Origin of the sequence: Streptomyces fodineus (assembly GCF_001735805.1) — a bacterium.
In the GTDB taxonomy this organism is placed as follows: domain Bacteria; phylum Actinomycetota; class Actinomycetes; order Streptomycetales; family Streptomycetaceae; genus Streptomyces; species Streptomyces fodineus.
On record NZ_CP017248.1, the window covers coordinates 351,694 to 368,784 of the forward strand.

General features: G+C 69.9%; 14 protein-coding genes and 3 pseudogenes. 11 read left to right on the plus strand and 6 right to left on the minus strand.

Features of this window, described 5'->3' with window-relative positions:
• Positions 1-247: 247 nt before the first annotated feature.
• Positions 248-802 carry a hypothetical protein gene (locus BFF78_RS01535; protein ID WP_159032925.1) on the plus strand — a complete coding sequence of 185 codons (555 nt, stop codon included), beginning with the start codon at positions 248-250 and terminating at the stop codon, positions 800-802.
• A 1,864-nt stretch (positions 803-2,666) separates the two neighbouring features.
• Positions 2,667-3,443: an SDR family NAD(P)-dependent oxidoreductase gene (locus BFF78_RS01540; RefSeq protein ID WP_069776590.1), complete on the plus strand. Its 777-nt coding sequence runs from the start codon at positions 2,667-2,669 to the stop codon at positions 3,441-3,443.
• A gap of 80 nt (positions 3,444-3,523) precedes the next feature.
• Here the strand turns inward: BFF78_RS01540 and BFF78_RS49985 are convergent.
• Positions 3,524-3,765, minus strand: a pseudogene (locus BFF78_RS49985) (helix-turn-helix domain-containing protein); the annotation flags it as partial.
• 62 nt (positions 3,766-3,827) lie between these two features.
• Here BFF78_RS49985 and BFF78_RS01545 point away from each other — a divergent pair.
• A pseudogene (locus BFF78_RS01545) lies at positions 3,828-4,316 on the plus strand (hypothetical protein); the annotation flags it as partial.
• A gap of 80 nt (positions 4,317-4,396) precedes the next feature.
• On the opposite strand, the gene BFF78_RS01550 reads toward BFF78_RS01545, so the two are convergent.
• The 4 genes and pseudogenes from BFF78_RS01550 to BFF78_RS01560 all read right to left on the minus strand — a co-directional run bounded on the left by BFF78_RS01550 (position 4,397) and on the right by BFF78_RS01560 (position 6,906).
• The gene (locus BFF78_RS01550; RefSeq protein WP_099054805.1) at positions 4,397-5,248 is read right to left on the minus strand and encodes a class I SAM-dependent methyltransferase; all 852 of its coding nucleotides are present in this window, start codon (positions 5,246-5,248) and stop codon (positions 4,397-4,399) included.
• Between the two features lie 29 nt (positions 5,249-5,277).
• Positions 5,278-5,487, minus strand: a pseudogene (locus BFF78_RS42450) (transposase family protein); the annotation flags it as partial.
• A gap of 11 nt (positions 5,488-5,498) precedes the next feature.
• Positions 5,499-6,524: an ornithine carbamoyltransferase gene (gene argF / locus BFF78_RS01555; RefSeq protein WP_227025667.1), complete on the minus strand. Its 1,026-nt coding sequence runs from the start codon at positions 6,522-6,524 to the stop codon at positions 5,499-5,501.
• Between the two features lie 88 nt (positions 6,525-6,612).
• A complete protein-coding gene (locus BFF78_RS01560; RefSeq protein ID WP_069776594.1) occupies positions 6,613-6,906 on the minus strand; it encodes a hypothetical protein in 294 nt (97 codons plus the stop codon).
• Between the two features lie 70 nt (positions 6,907-6,976).
• On the opposite strand from BFF78_RS01560, the gene BFF78_RS01565 reads away from it, so the two are divergent.
• The 8 genes from BFF78_RS01565 (at position 6,977) to BFF78_RS01600 (ending at position 15,465) form a co-directional block, all read left to right on the plus strand.
• Complete coding sequence (locus BFF78_RS01565; protein WP_069776595.1) at positions 6,977-7,234, plus strand: hypothetical protein; 258 nt, start codon at positions 6,977-6,979, stop codon at positions 7,232-7,234.
• A gap of 193 nt (positions 7,235-7,427) precedes the next feature.
• Positions 7,428-8,444, plus strand: coding sequence for a GlxA family transcriptional regulator (locus tag BFF78_RS01570; RefSeq protein ID WP_418346740.1), 1,017 nt, complete (start codon positions 7,428-7,430; stop codon positions 8,442-8,444).
• Complete coding sequence (locus tag BFF78_RS01575; protein WP_069776597.1) at positions 8,441-10,192, plus strand: thiamine pyrophosphate-binding protein; 1,752 nt, start codon at positions 8,441-8,443, stop codon at positions 10,190-10,192. The genes BFF78_RS01570 and BFF78_RS01575 overlap by 4 nt, the downstream gene beginning before the upstream one ends.
• The gene (locus BFF78_RS01580; RefSeq protein WP_069776598.1) at positions 10,164-10,817 is read left to right on the plus strand and encodes an SRPBCC family protein; all 654 of its coding nucleotides are present in this window, start codon (positions 10,164-10,166) and stop codon (positions 10,815-10,817) included. Before BFF78_RS01575 ends, BFF78_RS01580 begins: the two co-directional genes overlap by 29 nt.
• Positions 10,814-11,833: a 3-oxoacyl-ACP synthase III family protein gene (locus BFF78_RS01585; RefSeq protein ID WP_069776599.1), complete on the plus strand. Its 1,020-nt coding sequence runs from the start codon at positions 10,814-10,816 to the stop codon at positions 11,831-11,833. The genes BFF78_RS01580 and BFF78_RS01585 overlap by 4 nt, the downstream gene beginning before the upstream one ends.
• 3 nt (positions 11,834-11,836) lie before the next feature.
• Positions 11,837-12,856 carry a histidinol-phosphate transaminase gene (locus tag BFF78_RS01590; RefSeq protein ID WP_069776600.1) on the plus strand — a complete coding sequence of 340 codons (1,020 nt, stop codon included), beginning with the start codon at positions 11,837-11,839 and terminating at the stop codon, positions 12,854-12,856.
• A 136-nt stretch (positions 12,857-12,992) separates the two neighbouring features.
• Positions 12,993-13,124, plus strand: a complete 132-nt coding sequence (locus tag BFF78_RS49280) for a hypothetical protein (RefSeq protein WP_257786859.1) — start codon at positions 12,993-12,995, stop codon at positions 13,122-13,124.
• A gap of 178 nt (positions 13,125-13,302) precedes the next feature.
• Entirely contained in the window at positions 13,303-15,465 is a 2,163-nt protein-coding gene (locus BFF78_RS01600) for an ATP-binding SpoIIE family protein phosphatase (RefSeq protein ID WP_069776602.1), read from the plus strand.
• A gap of 171 nt (positions 15,466-15,636) precedes the next feature.
• Here BFF78_RS01600 and BFF78_RS01605 read toward each other — a convergent pair whose 3' ends face one another.
• Positions 15,637-16,821: a beta-ketoacyl-[acyl-carrier-protein] synthase family protein gene (locus BFF78_RS01605; protein WP_069776603.1), complete on the minus strand. Its 1,185-nt coding sequence runs from the start codon at positions 16,819-16,821 to the stop codon at positions 15,637-15,639.
• Positions 16,822-17,091 lie beyond the last annotated feature (270 nt).

Consider the following 17,091-nt stretch of genomic DNA (forward strand, 5'->3'; position numbering starts at 1 on the left):
GTCACGTGGTCCAATCGATCTGCTTGTCCGACGCTCGCAGACGATGGATGTGAGCACGCCATTCCCACTCGTCCTGGGTCTCGAAGAGTACGTCAGGCGCGAAGCGAGCGCCGGCCCGCTGCCTCTCGTCGTGCTGCTTTCGTTTCCTCTTCCGTTGCCCTGGCATCGGCCCAGCATGGCCGGACCACACGTCTTCAACAAGACGATTACCCGCACCGCCCGGCACAACAGTTCCTAGACTCAGCCGATGTGTGATCAGTTCTGGAGCTTTTATGTGCTCGAGATGTCCCTCCACCGTGCGGGCTACGAGCACGGCTACCTCTATCTGGTGCCCAAACCAGGCGATATCGAGGGAGTTTTGGAGAACGTTTACGATCCTACCGACGACTGGCGCACGCCCTTGCCGGAGTACGGCGAGGTCGTCGCCGTCTGGGTGGTGCAGAAGGGCGTGCTGGTCGACGGCATTGACCTGCGTTCGTACCTCACCGGTTGCCAAGACGGCGCGCGGCGGACGTTCGCAGAGGCCGCCGAGCGCAACGGCACCGATGAGCAGAGCCCGATGACGGGCGTCCAGATCGATTGGGTCTCCATCGCCTCGGCGCTGCCCGCCCTCTGTGAGCCGGTGGCCGGCTCGGACGCCGGTGCAGAGGAGCCCGAAGACGGCTACCGGTTTCGACTGGAAGGGCCGCGCCCCCTCCCCGGACTCGACAGCTATATCGACGCCCTCCTCGAGGATTGGGCGGAGGACGAGGAGGAGGACTTCGCTCCCGGCCTCGACTACGGAGAGAACGTCATGCACTGAGTTTGGCGCCCCGAGCCCTCTGGTGGAGGCAGCACCACTCCACGATCGGAATGCGCCGGGCATGGCGGGGCCGACAAGGGGCGGGGTGCGGCAGGATGGTCCTGCCCCACCCCGCCGGGGCGCCACGCCCAGCAAAGAACGGGTGCAGTCCGCCCGTTGCCCTGCGGTGGTGACCAGGACCAGTCGATCAGTCGGCTCCCTCCAGCCGTGGAACGTGTGATCGCGCCTCGATGCGGCGTCGACAGGCGGGCCAGTGGAACCGGTGGCCCGGCTGTGGACAGGCCGGACCGCGACAGTGACGAGCAGGCCCTGGATCTCGTGGCAGCTCAGCGGGATGAGGCCGCCGCGCGCCCATCCCGGCGCTGGGCGCGGGGCCGGGGGGCGGTCTGCAGTTCGTTGCTCCCTGGCCCGTTGCGCCATCGCCGGGCGCCGGTCCGGCCCGCCGTCTTGCCGCCGTGTCTGCCACGGGACCGCCGACCGGCCCGCCAGCCGTCGCGTCGTCGCCGTCGTCCGCCCGCCTGTCGGCTGCTGCCCGGGCCCGCGGTCGTCGTCCGTCCGTTCGCCGCGGGCTCGTCGGGCGCCCGGCGCCGTACTCCCCTGGCTGTCGGGCCGCGGCCTGGGCGGCGTAGGCGCCTTGGTCGGCGTGCTGCCGCCAGATATGGCTCCTGCTGCCCGGCCCGGTCGCCGCGGGCCCGTTGTGCCGGCGTACAGCCAGGACTTGGCGGTCAGGCAGCTTCAGAAGTCACCCCGCCGCCGCTCAAGGCTGTCCTGAGACGGCCGATGTGCCGTGGGGTGAGCCAGTGGTAGCTGGGTGTGATCGCGGCGTCAGAGCCGACGTGGGCAGCCCCGTTCAGCAGGCTGAGGTGGGGACGGGTGCCAGGCCGGTCCGATACCGATGGCGGGATGGCCGGCAATGCGGGGCGCGGGCAGGATCTGCGGGTCCGGTGCTCCTGATCGGCTCACCGTTCCTGGGCACCTACCGGGTGGCCTGGACCGGCTTGTGGGTCCTCCGGTTCCGGCAGTGCCGTGGGGCGAGTGGAGTCCTCCTTGCTGGGTCTGTCTCGTGACTGCCGTCCAGCCGGCGGCCGATGCCGGGCCGGTTCCGGTCGCGGTGACGGAGTCGGCGAAGGCGCGGAGCAGGGGCTGTTGTTGCCGGTGCGCCCAGCGGCAGGGCGAGGCGTTGCGGACGGGAGGGTAGACCAGGCCAGGGGGAAGCGAGCGGTCTCGGCGGGGAGGGCGATGACGGCTTGACCGGAGCTGACCGCCTTGTGTCGGTCAGCCCAGTTGTCGACGATCGGGCCGCGGGCGATCAGGCGCCCGGAGGGGATGGGGAAGGGCTGGGACACCTCCTCCATGGAGGGAGGTACCGGAGACTGGTGCGCCACGAAGGTCAGGTCACCGTAGTCCTCCAGGCAGACAGAGCCGCGGTCGGCGTAAGGGTGGGTGGCGGCACTGGGGCGGCGTGGGTGACGGGACCGACGGTGATGTCGGGTTCGCGGAGGCGGACAGTACGGGAGGTGTGCTGGAACAGCGGGGATCGATGCCCCGTTCCTGCTTCTTGATGGCGTGGCTGACCCGCGAGGAGGGGTGATGTGCAGCCGCTCGGCGTCCGTCCGAAGTGCAGTTCCTCGGCCAGCGCCAAGAAGTTCTCGATGTCGGGCAGTTCCATGCTCCCGCCTGATCGTGAAGCTCGCGGTCATCGCTGAGTTGACACAACGCGTATCGATGACCTGCGGGGCAATGCAGCCATGCCGACATCGCTGTTGTTCGCCGGCGGCCGCCCGGCGAGCCTGTTGTCGGGCGCCGCCGGGTGCATACCTGCGGCGTTGAGAACGAAGCACGACATGAGCGAGGAGTTCGATCGATGAGCGTTCTGCAGGCGAAGACGGCTCTGGTCACCGGTGCCTCACGGGGCATCGGCCGGGCGATCGCCGAGCGGCTGGCGGCCGACGGCGCACTGGTGGCCGTGCACTACGGCCGCAACGACGCCGCCGCGAAGGAAACCGTGGCCGCGATCGAGGCGGCCGGGGGACGGGCGTTCGCGGTGCGGGTGGAGTTGGGCCTGCCCGGCGACGCCGAGATGCTCCTCAACGCGGTTACGGCCGGACTGCGCGAGCGCACCGGCACCGACCGGCTGGACATCCTGGTGAACAACGCGGCCCTCGACCAGGAAGGCTCCGGGGCAACACCCGAGGCTTTCGACCGCCTGTTCGCGGTGAATGTGAAGGCGCCGTACTTCATCATCCAGCGGGCGCTGCCGCTGATGGGCGCGGGCGGCCGGATCATCAACATCGGCTCCGGCGTGACCCGGATCGCGGTCCCCGGCGAGCTGGCCTACTCGATGACCAAGGCAGCCCTGGCCACGCTGGGCCGCAACCTGGCCAACGAGGTCGGCCCGCGCGGCATCACCGTCAACACCGTCGAGCCCGGCACCACCCACACCGACCGCATGGCTTGGCTCGTCGACCAGCCACAGGCCGCACAGATGATCACCGCCACCCAGGCTGTCGAACGCATCGGCACCCCCGCCGACATAGCAGCGGTCGTCGCCTTCCTCGCCTCGCCCGACAGCGGCTGGGTCACCGCCAACACCATCGACGCCAGCGGCGGCACCTATCTCGGCCCCAAGCAGCTCGGCTGAGGGGCGGAAGCAACGACACGTAGCGACGAACCCCTCACCCCCGCGTCGGGCGACGCGGACGGCCTGCTACCGCTGCCCGGCCGCGTCGCTCCGTAGCGTGGCCGGCGTGTTGCCAGGGTGCCGTCCACAATGAGCATGCTGTCCCGTCGAAATCGGCGCCTCGGTTGCAGTGCCAGGCGGGACCTATGTCGGCGGCCACACGGTCGGCTGTCGACTTCGAAATCCCGAACAGCAGGCCGAGCTGGCGCAAGGTGAGGTGCGTGCGCCAGGACGCCGTTACCAGCAGCGCTCGATCAGCCAGGCTCAGAGCCCACGGCCGGCCCTCGCTGGGCTCTTGTCGCACTCCCCTTGCTCAACCGCAGTCACTGCCTACTTGAACTGGCGCGGACTCAGCCCGGTCACACCACCCTCAGAATGCCCCAAGACGGCGGGGCCCCAGAGGAACACCGAGCACTCTCGTCCCGTCGGCGGCCCCTGCGGGTCTGGCTCAACCCAGAGCACGGCCGCTATCTGCTCCGGCTCGACTACGACCTGTGCTGGGCCACCACATGGATGGCGGATGCCAATCGGTGGATTGCCCCGGTGCTGGGCCTCCCCGAACTCCCCTTCGAAGACTTCGGTGACGCATTGCTTGAAGACCGCCCCGACGGAGTGCACTGGAAGACTGCTCTCCTGGTGGACCACGCCAACGGCCGCCCCTTGGCGTGGGTGGACGACGAACAGAGCGACCTGGACCAGGCGTACGTGACCACCCACCATCGCGCACGTGGCCTTCTGCACCACGTCAACCCGCGGATCGGCCTGCGCGAGGACGACTTCCGGGCTCTCGCCGACTTCGCCCGTTCTTTGGGTACTTCACCAGCCACCGGCTGAGCCTGTCCCCGGCCCATCCAGGAGTCCTGCCCCGGCTCCGTGATCATTGCGGGACAGCCCTCATGGAACCGGGAGGCGCTCTACCGGCGGACCGCCGAGATCAGTCCGCCGGGCCGCTCCTCGCGCTGCGGCGGGGTGCTGATCGGGCGGCCGTAGGCGGCAGCGCGCTCGCGCAGGGCGTGGCAACTGGCCTCCCAGCCGTGCCCGGCCAGCCAGCCCACCGGGTCGTCGGGCATCTCCGAGACCCACATGGACGCCGCCGATCCCGGCTCGGCGTCCGCGCCGAAGCGCTCGATCACGCCGCGCGAGCCCAATGTCAGCCCCATCCGACTGCCTGCCGCCGACTGTGCGCTGATCCGGGCCAGCAGCAGCTCCACCGCGTCCTCGGGCAGATAGATCAGCAGTCCTTCGGCGATCCACGCGGTCGGCACCGCCGGGTCGTGCCCTGCGGCGGCCAGCGCGGCCGGCCAGTCCTCGCGCAGATCCACCGCGACGGTGATCCGCTCGCAGCGTGCGACGGCCCGCTCCTGGCGCAGCACCGCAGCCTTGAAGTCCAGTGGCGCGGCGGTGTCGACCTCGAACAGCCGGGTGCCCTCGGGCCAGTCCATCCGGAAGGCCCGGCTGTCCATGCCGGCGCCGAGCAGCACCACCTGCCGGACCCCGGACGCGGAGGCCTGCTGCAACAGGTCGTCGAGGAACTTCGTCCTGATGACGATGGAGAACGCCACGCCCAGCCGGCGGCGTCGCGCGGCCTCGTCACCGGGCAGCGGCGGCGAGGAGGGCCACAGGCCGCCGGCGGTGGCGAAGGCCTGTGCCAGTGGGTCGCGGAACAGCGCGTCCTCCCGCTCGGTCTCCAGCGCCCGCACCTTGGCCACCCCCACCGCCGTGGCCCACACTCCCGACGGCTGCACCCGCTCCTGCTCATCAGTCACCGCGCCAGCCTAGTGCTGTCCCGCAATGATCACCGGAGCCGGGCGATGATGAGGTTGTGAAGGCGGGCGATGCCCGGCACCGCATGGCAAAGGCCGTCACCTTGCAAGCAGCAGTCGCGAAGGATCTTCCAGCCCTTCATGCGGGCGAAGACATGTTTGACAAAAGCACGAACCTGTCGGTGCGAGCGGTTGTGCTCTTCTTTCCAGGCCGCAAGTTGGGGCTGGTCGCGCTCACGGCGATCAGCGTTGGCTACGTCCGTTGCCCTGACGTCTTCTGGCGGTTGGCGGTGATGAGGGTGTGCAGGACCGCCTGCGCCGCGGGGAGGCGGTTTGCGGCTTGACGCCAGGCCAGGGAGCGGGGGCCGTCGAGTACTTGGGAGGTGATTTCCTGTCCGCGGACGGCGGGGAGGCAGTGCAGGGCCACCGCATCGCGTGGGGCGTGGGCCAGCAGGACATCGTCCACCCGGTAGGGAGCAAGGCGGGCGGCGCGTTCCTCGCGTTCGTGGGGCTTGTCCATGGGCACCCACGCCTCGGCGTAGATGGCCTGCGCGGTGCGGACGGCATCCATGGGTTCGGTGGTGACCGTGACCGAGCCGCCGGTCCGCGTCATCAGTTCGCGGGCCCGCGCGAGGACGTGCGGGTCGGTCACGTAGGCGGCCGGGCTGGCGATGGTGAGGTGCATGCCGGTAGCGGCGCAGGCGGCGAGGAAGGAATTGCAGGTGTTGCTGGTGCCGTCGCCGAGGAAGGCTGCGGTCATTCCCGTCAAGGTGCCGAAGTGCTCGCGCAGCGCGAGAAGGTCGGCCAGCGACTGGCACGGGTGGTGGGTGTTGGTGAGGGCGTTGACGACCGGGATCGTCGCGGCGTCGGCCATGTGCTCGACCGCGGCGTGGTCGAAAGTCCGCACCGTGATGGCGTCGAGGTAGGACGACAGGACGCGGGCGGTGTCGGCGGCCGTCTCGCCGTGTCCGAGTTGCATTTCGTCCGGATTCAGGGCGATGGCGATCATGCCCAGCCGGTGGGCGGCTGCGGCCAGGGATACCCGGGTACGGGTGGATGGCTTGCAGAAGAGGCAGCCGATGGCGCCGCCGCGCAAGCCCTGGTCCCAGCCCAGCGGCTGCTGTTTCATCGCGGCCGCGACGTCCAGTACTTCCGTCATGGTCTGCGGGCTCAGGTCGCTGACTTGGAGGAGGTCCTTGGGGACCTTGCCGTTCACCATCGGGCGGTCGTCCTTGGGAGTGAGTGCTGCTGGGGCATAGTTGTGTCCGTCTTTTCGCATGATCGGGTAGAGCACCTCGGGGTGGGGGACGCCACGACGGTGAGACCGCGTGTGGAAGCCGTGGCTGCTTGGGGTGAGGGATCGGTGATCACTGGGTTCGACCGGGTCTGCGCATGAGATCCGTGGCCGGGATGCGCCGTCGGCCGTCCGGGGACTCGAATTCGTACGACAGAGCGGCCAGGACGTCCCCTTTCAGGGCCGAGAGTTCCGCGTGGTCGGCGCACCTGCCCCAGATCATGTCCAGGTTCCGCGTCATGACCCCGGCGGACAGCCGGTCACCGGGGCGGACGTAGAGCCGGTACCCGGCGATGCCGGGAACAGCGCGGACCTCGGCGTCGCCGTGGGAGCCGAGGTAGGTGCACGCTTCGGTCGGCGCCAGCACGCTCCGCGCACACCCGGTGTCCGGTGGTCGGTGAGGGGGAGAGCTTCGTGACGATGGGTGAGACACAGCGATGAACGAGTCCGTGAGCGTGCAGGCACTTGCGCCGGCCGCCCTGCCGCTGCGCAGGAACTGGCGGTTCCAGGTGTTCTGGTCGGGAGCCGTCGCCTCCCTGCTGGGCCTGAAGATGGCGGGGCTCGCGTATCCACTGCTCATCCTGGGCCTCACCGGGTTCCCGGCCACCGCCGGGGCGTTCGGGGCGCCGCACCACCCCATGATGGCTCGCCACCGGGCGCTGTCGGTACAACAGATAGGGGCGCAGGTCGGATGACCGACAGGCATTTCCACGCCTGCATCCTCACGCAGCCGTACGGACGCCCTGTGAGCTACCTCACCCAGCGGTGACCGCTTGCTCCAAGAACTGCCCTGCCAGGGCCTTTCCTGCCCGTCCGACGCCACTGCTGGCCGGAAACGTCAGTAATCTGTCATTGCAGCCAGTGTGGAATTCGATACAGGCTGTGACTGTGTTGGAGCGACGTGTTGTTGTGGTGGTGTACGCAGGCGCGATGGCCCTGGACATCACCGGACCGATTGAAGTGTTCGATACCGCGAACCGGCTCCTGGGCGCCTCGGGCGCCCCCTACCGGACCGAGTTCGTCTCCGCCGACGCGCCACTGGTCCGTATGAGTTCCGGGGTGGTGGTGGAGGCTTTGCCACTGGAGGCAGGGCAGGGCCCGATCGACACACTCCTCGTGCCGGGCGGATGGACTCTCGACAACGCGCTCAAGGACCACGCGCTCGTGTCCTGGATCGGCAGGGCAGCGGCCCGGTCGCGTAGAGTCGCCTCCGTATGCGGCGGATCCTTCCTGCTGGCCGAGGCGGGGCTCCTCGACGGCAGACGCGCCACCACGCACTGGGCGTACAGCGAGGCGATGGCGTGCCGCTATCCGGATGTGACGGTGGACGCCGAACCGATCTTCGTCTGGGACGGCCCCTTCGTGACCTCCGCCGGCGTGTCGACGGGCATCGACATGGCGCTGGCCCTGGTGGAGGCCGATCACGGATCGGCGCTCGCGCTGGACACGGCACGGTTTCTGGTGCTGTTCCTCAAACGGCACGGAGGACAGTCCCAGTACAGCGCCGTCCTCGACGCCCAGTTGGCCGACCATCCGCCGATCCGGGCAGCACAGGAGTGGATTCTGGAGAACCTGGACAGCCCGCTGCCCGTGGCCGAGATCGCGCGGCATGCCAACATGAGTCAGCGCAACTTCGCCCGGGTCTTCCGGCGCGAGGTGGGCTCGACACCCGGCCAGTACGTCGAGCGGACGCGCATCGCCCGCGCACGCGAACTGCTGGAAACCACAAACCTGACGATCAGCCAGATAGCGGGCCGCTGCGGATTCTCCGCCACCGAGACGTTCTTCCGGTCCTTCGGACGAACCCTGGGACTCACCCCCAAGGAATACCGGCACCGCTTTCAAGTCGTCTCGCCATCCGGACTCATCGACCGGCACCACGAGAGGGAGGGCAGCCCCGCATGACCACCACGACCCCGGAATTACGCGAGGCGGAAACGGTACGCCTGGTCGACTATCTGGCCGGGGAACTCGCCAGGGCAGGCGTCACCCACGTGTTCGGTGTCGGCGGCGCGAACATCGAGGACCTGTACGACGCAGTGCACCGCGGTGGAGCCGTCCGCGGCGTCGTCGCCAAACACGAGTTCTCCGCCGTCACCATGGCCGACGGATACGCACGAACCAGCAGGCGCCTGGGCGTCGTTGCAGCCACTTCGGGCGGTGGGGCGATGAACCTCGTACCGGGCCTGGCGGAGGCGTACGCCTCCCGGGTGCCCGTGCTGGCCCTGGTGGGCCAGCCGCCGACCAGCCAGGAAGGGCACGGGGCGTTCCAGGACTCCAGCGGCAAGGCGGGCTCCTTCGATGCTCGGGAGGTCTTCGCACCCGTCTCCCGGTTCTGCGCCCGGGTCGATGACGCGCACTCGCTCACGGAGTTGCTGCCCCGGGCAGTCGCGGCGGCACAGGCCGATCCACGCGGCCCGGCCGTGCTGTTGCTGCCCAAGGACGTGCAGCAGGCTCGGATCCAGGTGCCCGCCCGCGACGCGGCGCCGGCATCGACCGGCCCCGCGATGACCTGCGCGCCGCGGCTCGACACAGCTGCCGTCAGCGCCGTGTCGGACGCCCTTCGCAGGGCCGGTCGCGTCCTCGTCATCGCCGGTGATGATGTCGCCGCCGCCGACGCGCGCGGGGATCTGGCCGAACTGGCCCGGCGCCTCGGGGCATGGGTGGCGGTCACCCCGGACGCCAAGGACGTCTTCGACAACCGTGATCCCCGATTCGCAGGCGTGGCCGGGGTGATGGGCCACGCCAACGTGGAGGACTGTCTGCGACGGGCCGATCTGTGCCTGCTGGTCGGTACCCGACTGCCGCTCCTGGCACGCGGCGGCCTCGACCGGGCCCTGGCCGCCACCGACGTCGTCTGCCTCGGCCCTGAACCGCCGTTCGTGCCAGGCACCGCACTGTGCGGGAACCTGCGGGACGCGCTGCGCACGGTGACCGCTCGACTGCCGTCGCACCCACGTCCCTGCCCGCCGCACGCCGGCCCCCTTCCCACGCCCATGCCAGGTCCGCGCTTTCAGGCCCGGGAGCGAACCGTCCCCCATGCCCAGGCGGTCGCCGCGGTGGAGGCGGCACTCCCCCAGAACGCACACGTCTTCGTGGACGCCGGCAACACGGGGGCCAGCGCGGTCCATCTCCTCCCGGCACCGCGCCACGGACGCTTCGTGGTGGCGGTCGGCATGGGCGGCATGGGCTACACCTTCGGCGCCGGCATCGGCGCCGCGCTCGCCACCGGCCGGCGCACTTACGTCCTCGCCGGCGACGGAGCCTTTTTCATGCACGGGATGGACGTGCACACCGCCGTGGAGTACGAGGCACCCGTGACGTTCGTGATCTTCAACAACAACGCCCACGCCATGTGCGCACTACGGGAGGAGTTCCTCCAGGGCGGCATCCGCGGCGACGACCTGTTCGCCCGGACCGACCTTGCCGCGGGAGTGGCCGCCGCCTTCCCGACCCTTCAAGCCACGGCAGCCGCCGACGCGGCGCAGCTGCGCACGGCACTACTGCGGAGCAACGCGGGTGACGGCCCGGCGTTCGTCGCAGTGGACTGTGACCCACGGGAGATTCCCCCGTTCCTTCCCTTCCAGTCCTTCACCGAAGCCACCAAGAGCAAGGAGGGTTCAGATGAGCCAGGAGTCGTCCACGTTGGCTGACATCCCCGGTCTGGTCCGGATCGAGAACGCCGGCAAGGAGGAACTGACCGCCCACTGCATGGAGCTCACCCACTCGGTCTACCCCCACCATCAGGTCTACGGGCAGTACTGCACCATCCACGAGTACGTCGACTGCCCCCCGGAGCAGGCCTACGACTACCTGCGCCAGGGACACCATCTGGAGGAGTGGACCTGCAGCCTGCGGGACTTCGCGCCCACCGGCACACCTGGGCTGTGGGTCGGTCACGACCGGCTGGAGGACGACACCAGGATCTACTGCAAGGTGCTCGCGAACCCCGAGGCCATGACCGTGGACTACCACTGCTCCTGGGACCAGGGCGAGAAGCTGTGGATGATCTACCTGATGCGTGTCGTACCGGCCCGACTGGTACTCGACAAGCCGGGTTCGGTGATCACCTGGACCAACTGCCGGCACCCTTACTACGACGACAACCCACGCCCCGACCTGGCGCCCCGCCCGGACCGGCCCTGGGTCGGCGACTACTGGGACCTCTTCTACGCCGGCCACACCGTGGAGATGCACAACCTCAAGGCCATCCTGGAACACCGCCACCGGGGCGGCCTTCCGGTCGGTTCGGCTCCGGCGAGGACGGTGGCGCGGTGACCACGGTCAGCCTCACCGACGTCGCGAGCTACCTGCCCGGCGAGCCGGTCCCCGCAGAGTTCTACACGGACTTCCCCGGGGCCGAGGACAAGCTCCGCAACCACCCCATGTTCAAGGTCCCGCGGTTACGGCACCACGTGGCCAGGGACGAGACCAACGCGGACATGATCGAGCGGGCCGTACAGTCCCTGGTCGATCGGCACGGCGCGGCGGAGATCCGAGGCGTCGACGTGCTGTTGGTGCACAGTCAGTTACCTGACCTGCCGTTCGTGGGCGCCGGAACTGAGGTGACGCGTCGGCTGGGCCTGCACCCGGAGTGGCTCGTCGACGTGGCCAACGCGGGCTGCGCGTCCTTCGTGTACATGTTGAAGATGGCCCGGCAGATCCTCACCTCCACCGACGCCAAGACCGCGCTGATCTGCAACGCGCAAAGCGCCGCGGGGCAGTGGTTCACCCAGTCCGAGGTGCGCAAACTCGCCCAGGCGGCGATCCCGGGCGACGGATGCGGTGTGGGGTACGTGACGACGTCGGCACAGTCGCCGGTCCTCGACGTGGAGAGCCGGCACATCGGCGAGTACGCCGGCGACATGACCGTGGCGGTCGACGACGGTCGCAAGTACTGGGAGCCGGGCAAGTCGCAGTTGCGGATCGGCTTCACCGACGCCAGCGTCGCCAAGGTCCTGGCACGCGGGAACCGCCTCGTCCCCGAAGTGGTCAACTCCCTGTGCCGACGGCTCGGCATGGCGAGCACCGACATCGACGTCCTCATCACCAACCAGCCCAACCGCACCTTCCTGCGAAACTGGCGAGAGGCGCTGCAACTGCCTGCCGAACGGCACCTGAACACCTTCGACGAATGCGGGAATCTCTTCGGAGCGGCGATCCCGGTCACCTTGGACCGCGCGATCAGCTCCCGCCGGGTGAAGGACGGCGATCTGATGGTGCTCGGGGGATTCGCCCACGCCGGCGACTTCGCCGGTGCCGTCGCCGTTCGCTGGCACGGCGGACGGGACTGAGCCATGGACATCCCCGTACTGCACCGACTCGCCCTGAACGAGAGCCCGTATCCCCCACTGCCCTCGGTACGCGAGGCGATGCAACGGGCCGTCGCACAGGCCCACCGCTACCCGCAGTTCCACCCCGACGACCTCACCGAGCGGATCGCCGCGTGGTGCCAGGTGACCTCCGACCGCGTCGCGGTCGGCAGCGGATCGGTCGGCGTGGCCCTGCAGTTGCTCCACGCAGTGGTCCGGCCCGGGGACACAGTGGTCCACGCCTGGCGCACGTTCGACGCCTACCCTCTCCTGGCCGCAATGGTCCGAGCCCGACCTGTCCCCGTACCCCTGTCGCCGGACGGACACCAGGATCTGGGCGCCCTGCTCGCGGCGCTCGACCACCGCACCCGCGTCGTGGTGCTGTGCAATCCCCACAATCCCACCGGAAGCCTCATCACCGCCGACGCACTGTTGGCGTTCCTGCGTCAGGCCCCCCGACACGTCACGGTGCTCCTCGACGAGGCGTACGTGGAGTTCGCCCGCGACACCAGCCTGCCGGATTCACCCGCGCTTCTGGACGCACACCCCAACCTGCTGGTCCTGCGCACCTTCTCAAAGGCCTACGGCCTCGCCGCCCTGCGGGTCGGCTACGCACTCGGCGCCCCCGACCTGATGGCGCGGATCCGTCGGCAACAGCTGCCCTTCGGGATCAACGCGGTGGCAACAGCGGCGGTGAAGGCATCACTGCGGGCCGAAGGCGAGCTGCGGCTACGCGTGGACACCGTCGTCGCCGAACGCGAACGTCTCCGGCGTGAACTCGTATCCCTCGGCTGGCGCATACACCCCGGCCACGCCAATTCCATCTGGCTCGCTGCGCCCGATCCGATCGATGAGGGCGCCGCAGCACTCACCGAAGCCGGGGTCCTGGCGCGCCACTACCCCGGCGAGGGACTCCGGCTCACCGTCGGTAACCGGAACGCCAACGACACGGTGCTGACCGCGCTGGCGGGACTGCGCGCGCACCAGAGTGCGTCGCGGACATGATGCACTCCGAGCGCGACACGGCCGTGCGAGGCCGCTCACCCTCGACCTGTTCGCGGCCCACGACTCGCCAAGGACCAGCTCCACAGTGGAGATCGCCCGGTACTTGCCGACCGTCTTACGGTCCACCCTGAGCGACGTGACCAACTCGCACCGCTCGCCCGGCACGGGAGGCACGTACCTGGAACTCTCCGGAGCCGACGGCGCCGGCGCCCTGTGGTCCTGCGGCGGCCGTCGCATCCTCCCGGGCGACGGCTCCCGGGCAAGGTGAGCACGGCCCCACCGCCGCGGCATTCCGTCACTGTCCGCGTTCGCCGCGCGATCCGCTGGTGTGGGCGAAGCGACCACCGGTGTTATTCAATGAGGTGTGCGGCCAGGGATCTCAGGGCCCCGTCGCACGGGTTCGAGTACGGCCCCGGCGCTGCGCCGGGGATTGCTGAGAGAGCCGCATGGACTCCACACCCTCCCCCTCGTCCTCTTCGCCGTTCGACCTGGTCAGCAGCGCCCTGGGGCGCTACATCCCGCGCGGCGGAACGGCAGCGGCCGCCGATCCCGCTGACGCGCAGGGCGACCGCGCCACCCCCCGGCGCGTATCCGGCAACCCAGCGGCCGGCCCCCTGGAGCAGATTCTCGGCGCGGTCAACCTGGACAGGGATCTGAGAATCACCCGCTGCAATCTGGACGCCCCGGTATTCGCGGGTCTGGACGCCGTGGTCGGAAGTCCCTTCGTCGATCTCCTGCCCCCCGGGGACGTACCGACGGTCACACGGCGGTTGCGGCAGGTGCTGGAGACCGGTGAGGCGCACGTCGCCCGGATCCAGCGTCTGCGCCGTGGCGACGGGTCTGAGCTGGTGGTCTCGCTGAGCATCCTGCCCGCCGCGGTGCCTCAGGAAGGCCTGACCGTCTCCGTGATCGCCATGGCCAGGAGGCTGCACCTGTACGCCGCCGAGACCGCGATCGGCACCTCGCTGGACATCGGCGAGACCGCGCAGTCGCTGGCGGAGTCCCTGCTGGCTTGGGGAGACGTGGCCGCCGTCGACCTCGACTTCGCCGTGTGGACGGGCGAGGGAGTCACCGGGCAGGCGCCGGGGCGCATCCGGCTACGGCGGGCGGCCCTGGTGCCGGACCGGGCGTGGCCCGAGGGCTACGTGACTCCTGGCGACGATCTCCCCAGCGACGCGAGTCGCCTGCTGGCGCAGGCGGTACGGCGGGACGACGCCCCGCAGGCCATCGTCATACCCGACCGGGAGGCGGTCGAGCGGGTACTCGGCAGTCCGCGAGTGATGCGTGCCCTGGTGCCCGGCGACCGGTCGGTGGGTGTGGCGTGCATACCCCTGGTCTTGGAGGGCGCGTCGCCCGTCGTGCTGGGCGTGGCAGAGGTCTGGCGACGGGCGGACTGCCCCTTCCGTGACAGCGAGCTGTTCGATCTGCAGGAACTGGTGGCCAGGACCGCCCATCACGTCGACCTGGCCCGTCAGCACCAGCGCGAGCACACGCAGGTGCTGGCGTTGCAGCGCCGGCTGCTGCCCCGGACCGGCGGCGACACCATCGAGATCGCCAGCGTTTACCAGCCCGCCACGCCCGACAGCGCGGGCGTCGGCGGCGACTGGGTCAACAGTTTTCCGCTGCCGGACGGCCGTACTGCGCTGGTGGTCGGTGACGTCGTCGGGCATGGCCTGGGAGCCGCGGCGACCATGGGCCAGCTGAGCATGGAGGCCCGCGCGCTGTTGTCCGCGGGGCTCGCGCCCGACGAGGTACTGGAGCACCTGGACGAGACCGTAACGCTGCTGGACGACGCGGAGTCCGGGCTGGCGGCCGGCTACAGCGCCCTAGGGTCGACCTGCTGCATCGCCCTCTACGACCCGGTCAGCCACCACGTGGCGCTGTCCAGCGCCGGCCACCTCCCCCCGGTCCTGGTCTCCCCGGACGGGCACGCGGGCCCGCTGGCGGTCCGCCCTCACCCCGGCCTGGGCGCCGAGTTCGCGCTGCGGGAGCCGTTCGACGTACACACGTTCGGCGCACCCCCAGGCTCCCTACTCGCCCTCTACACCGACGGCCTGGTGGAGGATCCGGCCGTGTCGATCGACGAGGGCATCGGCAGGCTGGCGGACGCCGTGTCCAGGGTGCACCCCTGGGACGCCCTGCAGCAGGCCGCACGGCACGTCGTCTCCGCGCTGGCACCCGTGCGCCCGCGCGACGACGTGACCCTGCTGCTCGCGCGGATGATCGGCTACCGCAAGGGGGACACCGCGACCTGGCGGCTGCCCGCCCGCGACGACGCCCCCGCCCGTGCCCGCTCGCAGGTCTCCGCGCTGCTGCGGCAATGGCGCACCAAGGACGACACCCGGGACAATGTCCTCCTGCTGGTCAGCGAGCTGGTCACGAACGCGGTGCGCTTCGCCACCGGTCCCATCACGGTGCGGCTGATCAAGGCCGGCCACGGTCTGCTGTGCGAGGTGGGCGACACCGGCAACGGCAGGCCACGTCTGAGCGCGGGCGGCCTCCTCGACGACGGCGGTCGTGGCCTGCACATCGTGCACAGGCTCACCAGCCGGTGGGGGGTGCGGTGGACGGACACCGGCAAGGTGGTTTGGGCGGAAGTCACGAGGTGACGCGGCTTCGGGGCGGGAGCGCGGCCGGCGAAGGGGAGCGCGGCGAGGGTACGGGCGGCATACCCGTCACCCGGCGCCACCGACGGTAACGGACCGTACCCTCAGCCGTACCGGCGGCGTGACCGGTGATGCGGACGGCCCGATCGCCGGTACGGGTGGCGCGGGCTCGCGCTACAGCCACTCCCCTTCCAGGGCGGTGGCGGTGAGGCCCGGTGCGGCCGCGTACAGGACGGCGCGACTGCCTGGCTTCTGCCCGGCATCGTGCGCCCGCCGCATGATGTCGAACACGGCGGCGCCTCCGCGGTTGCCGGTGGTGTAGCTGTCCCGGCTGTAGTCCAGCAGCCCCGACGGCCACGCGTCGGGCATCGTCTGCTCCATGTACTCCAGCACCCGGGTCCCGCCCGGGTGCGCCAGCAGTACGTCGGGGTGCCAGGAGTCGGGTTCGTCCTGGTAGCGGACGCGCAGCCACTCCCACATCGCAGTGACCGTCTCCTGTACGGCGCGCGGCCCTCGCCGGTCCATCACGAAGTGGGTGCCGTCCGCCCGCGTGTCCAGGCGGTGCAGGTCTTGGGTGCCGGGCAGCGTGTGGTGCCAGGCGGCGTCCAGCCTCAGCACCGACTCGCGGCGCGCGCGGCCCGTGACCACCGCGGCGACCGCGGTGTCCGCGAACAGCAACCGGACGATCAGGGACTCGAGGGTGTCGTCCGCGGGCTGGTAGGTCGTGCTCAGAGCCTCCGCGATCACGACCAGGACCACCCGGTCGGGGTCCGCGGCCACGAGATCCGCCGCCAGTGCCAGGGAGCGGGTCCCCGCGATACAGGCCCACTGCGTGGCCGGCAGCAGCATCACGTCGTTGCGAAGCTCAAGCTTGTTCGCCAGGGCGATGTCCAGACCCGGCAGCGCCGGGGTGGTGGAGTTGCTGGTGATCAGACAGTCGATGTCTGCTGCGTCCAGCCCGGCGATCTGCAGGGCCCCGCGCGCCGCACGCTCCCCATAGGACTGCACGGCCTCCCAGGCCGGTGCGGTGCGCTCCTGGACGGTCTGCGGCCCGGGTATCGCTTCAAGTGCGGTGATCACGCGGTCCACGTCCTGCTGGGTGAACCCGTCGCGTGCCAACGCCTCTTGGGCCGACCCGATGCCGACAGCCCGCAGGCCGCCGCCGTTGCCGGGCGCGACGGCGGCCTCCAGCGGCAGCATCCACCCGCGGGTCTCGATGCCCGTGCTGGCCGCGATGCCGTCGATCCGCGGCGCCCACGCCGCATGCGGATGCCGCTCACGCACCTCCGCCACGATCTGTCTGGTCTCCACGGCGTGCCCGCCGTGTATCACGGCAGGAGGGCAGAGGTAAGCGGCCATAATGCTGCACCTTTCCAGGAGGAATAAGCAGGAATGTCACAAGTGCTATGTCATGGGTCACTCTGAAACGTCGCGCCCAAGGGATTGCCGATATGGCCCACTTCGGGAGTCGAGGTCCGGTTCGAGCATCGACGCTAAATGGACATTTCCGCTGTGATACAGACAACTTCGGCGGCCCTTTGAGGGCGTGACACGGCACACACCGCTGAAACGGGGGCCAGCAGAACGGTTAGACAGGTCACACCTGACGATCCGTCAGCCAGGACGGGT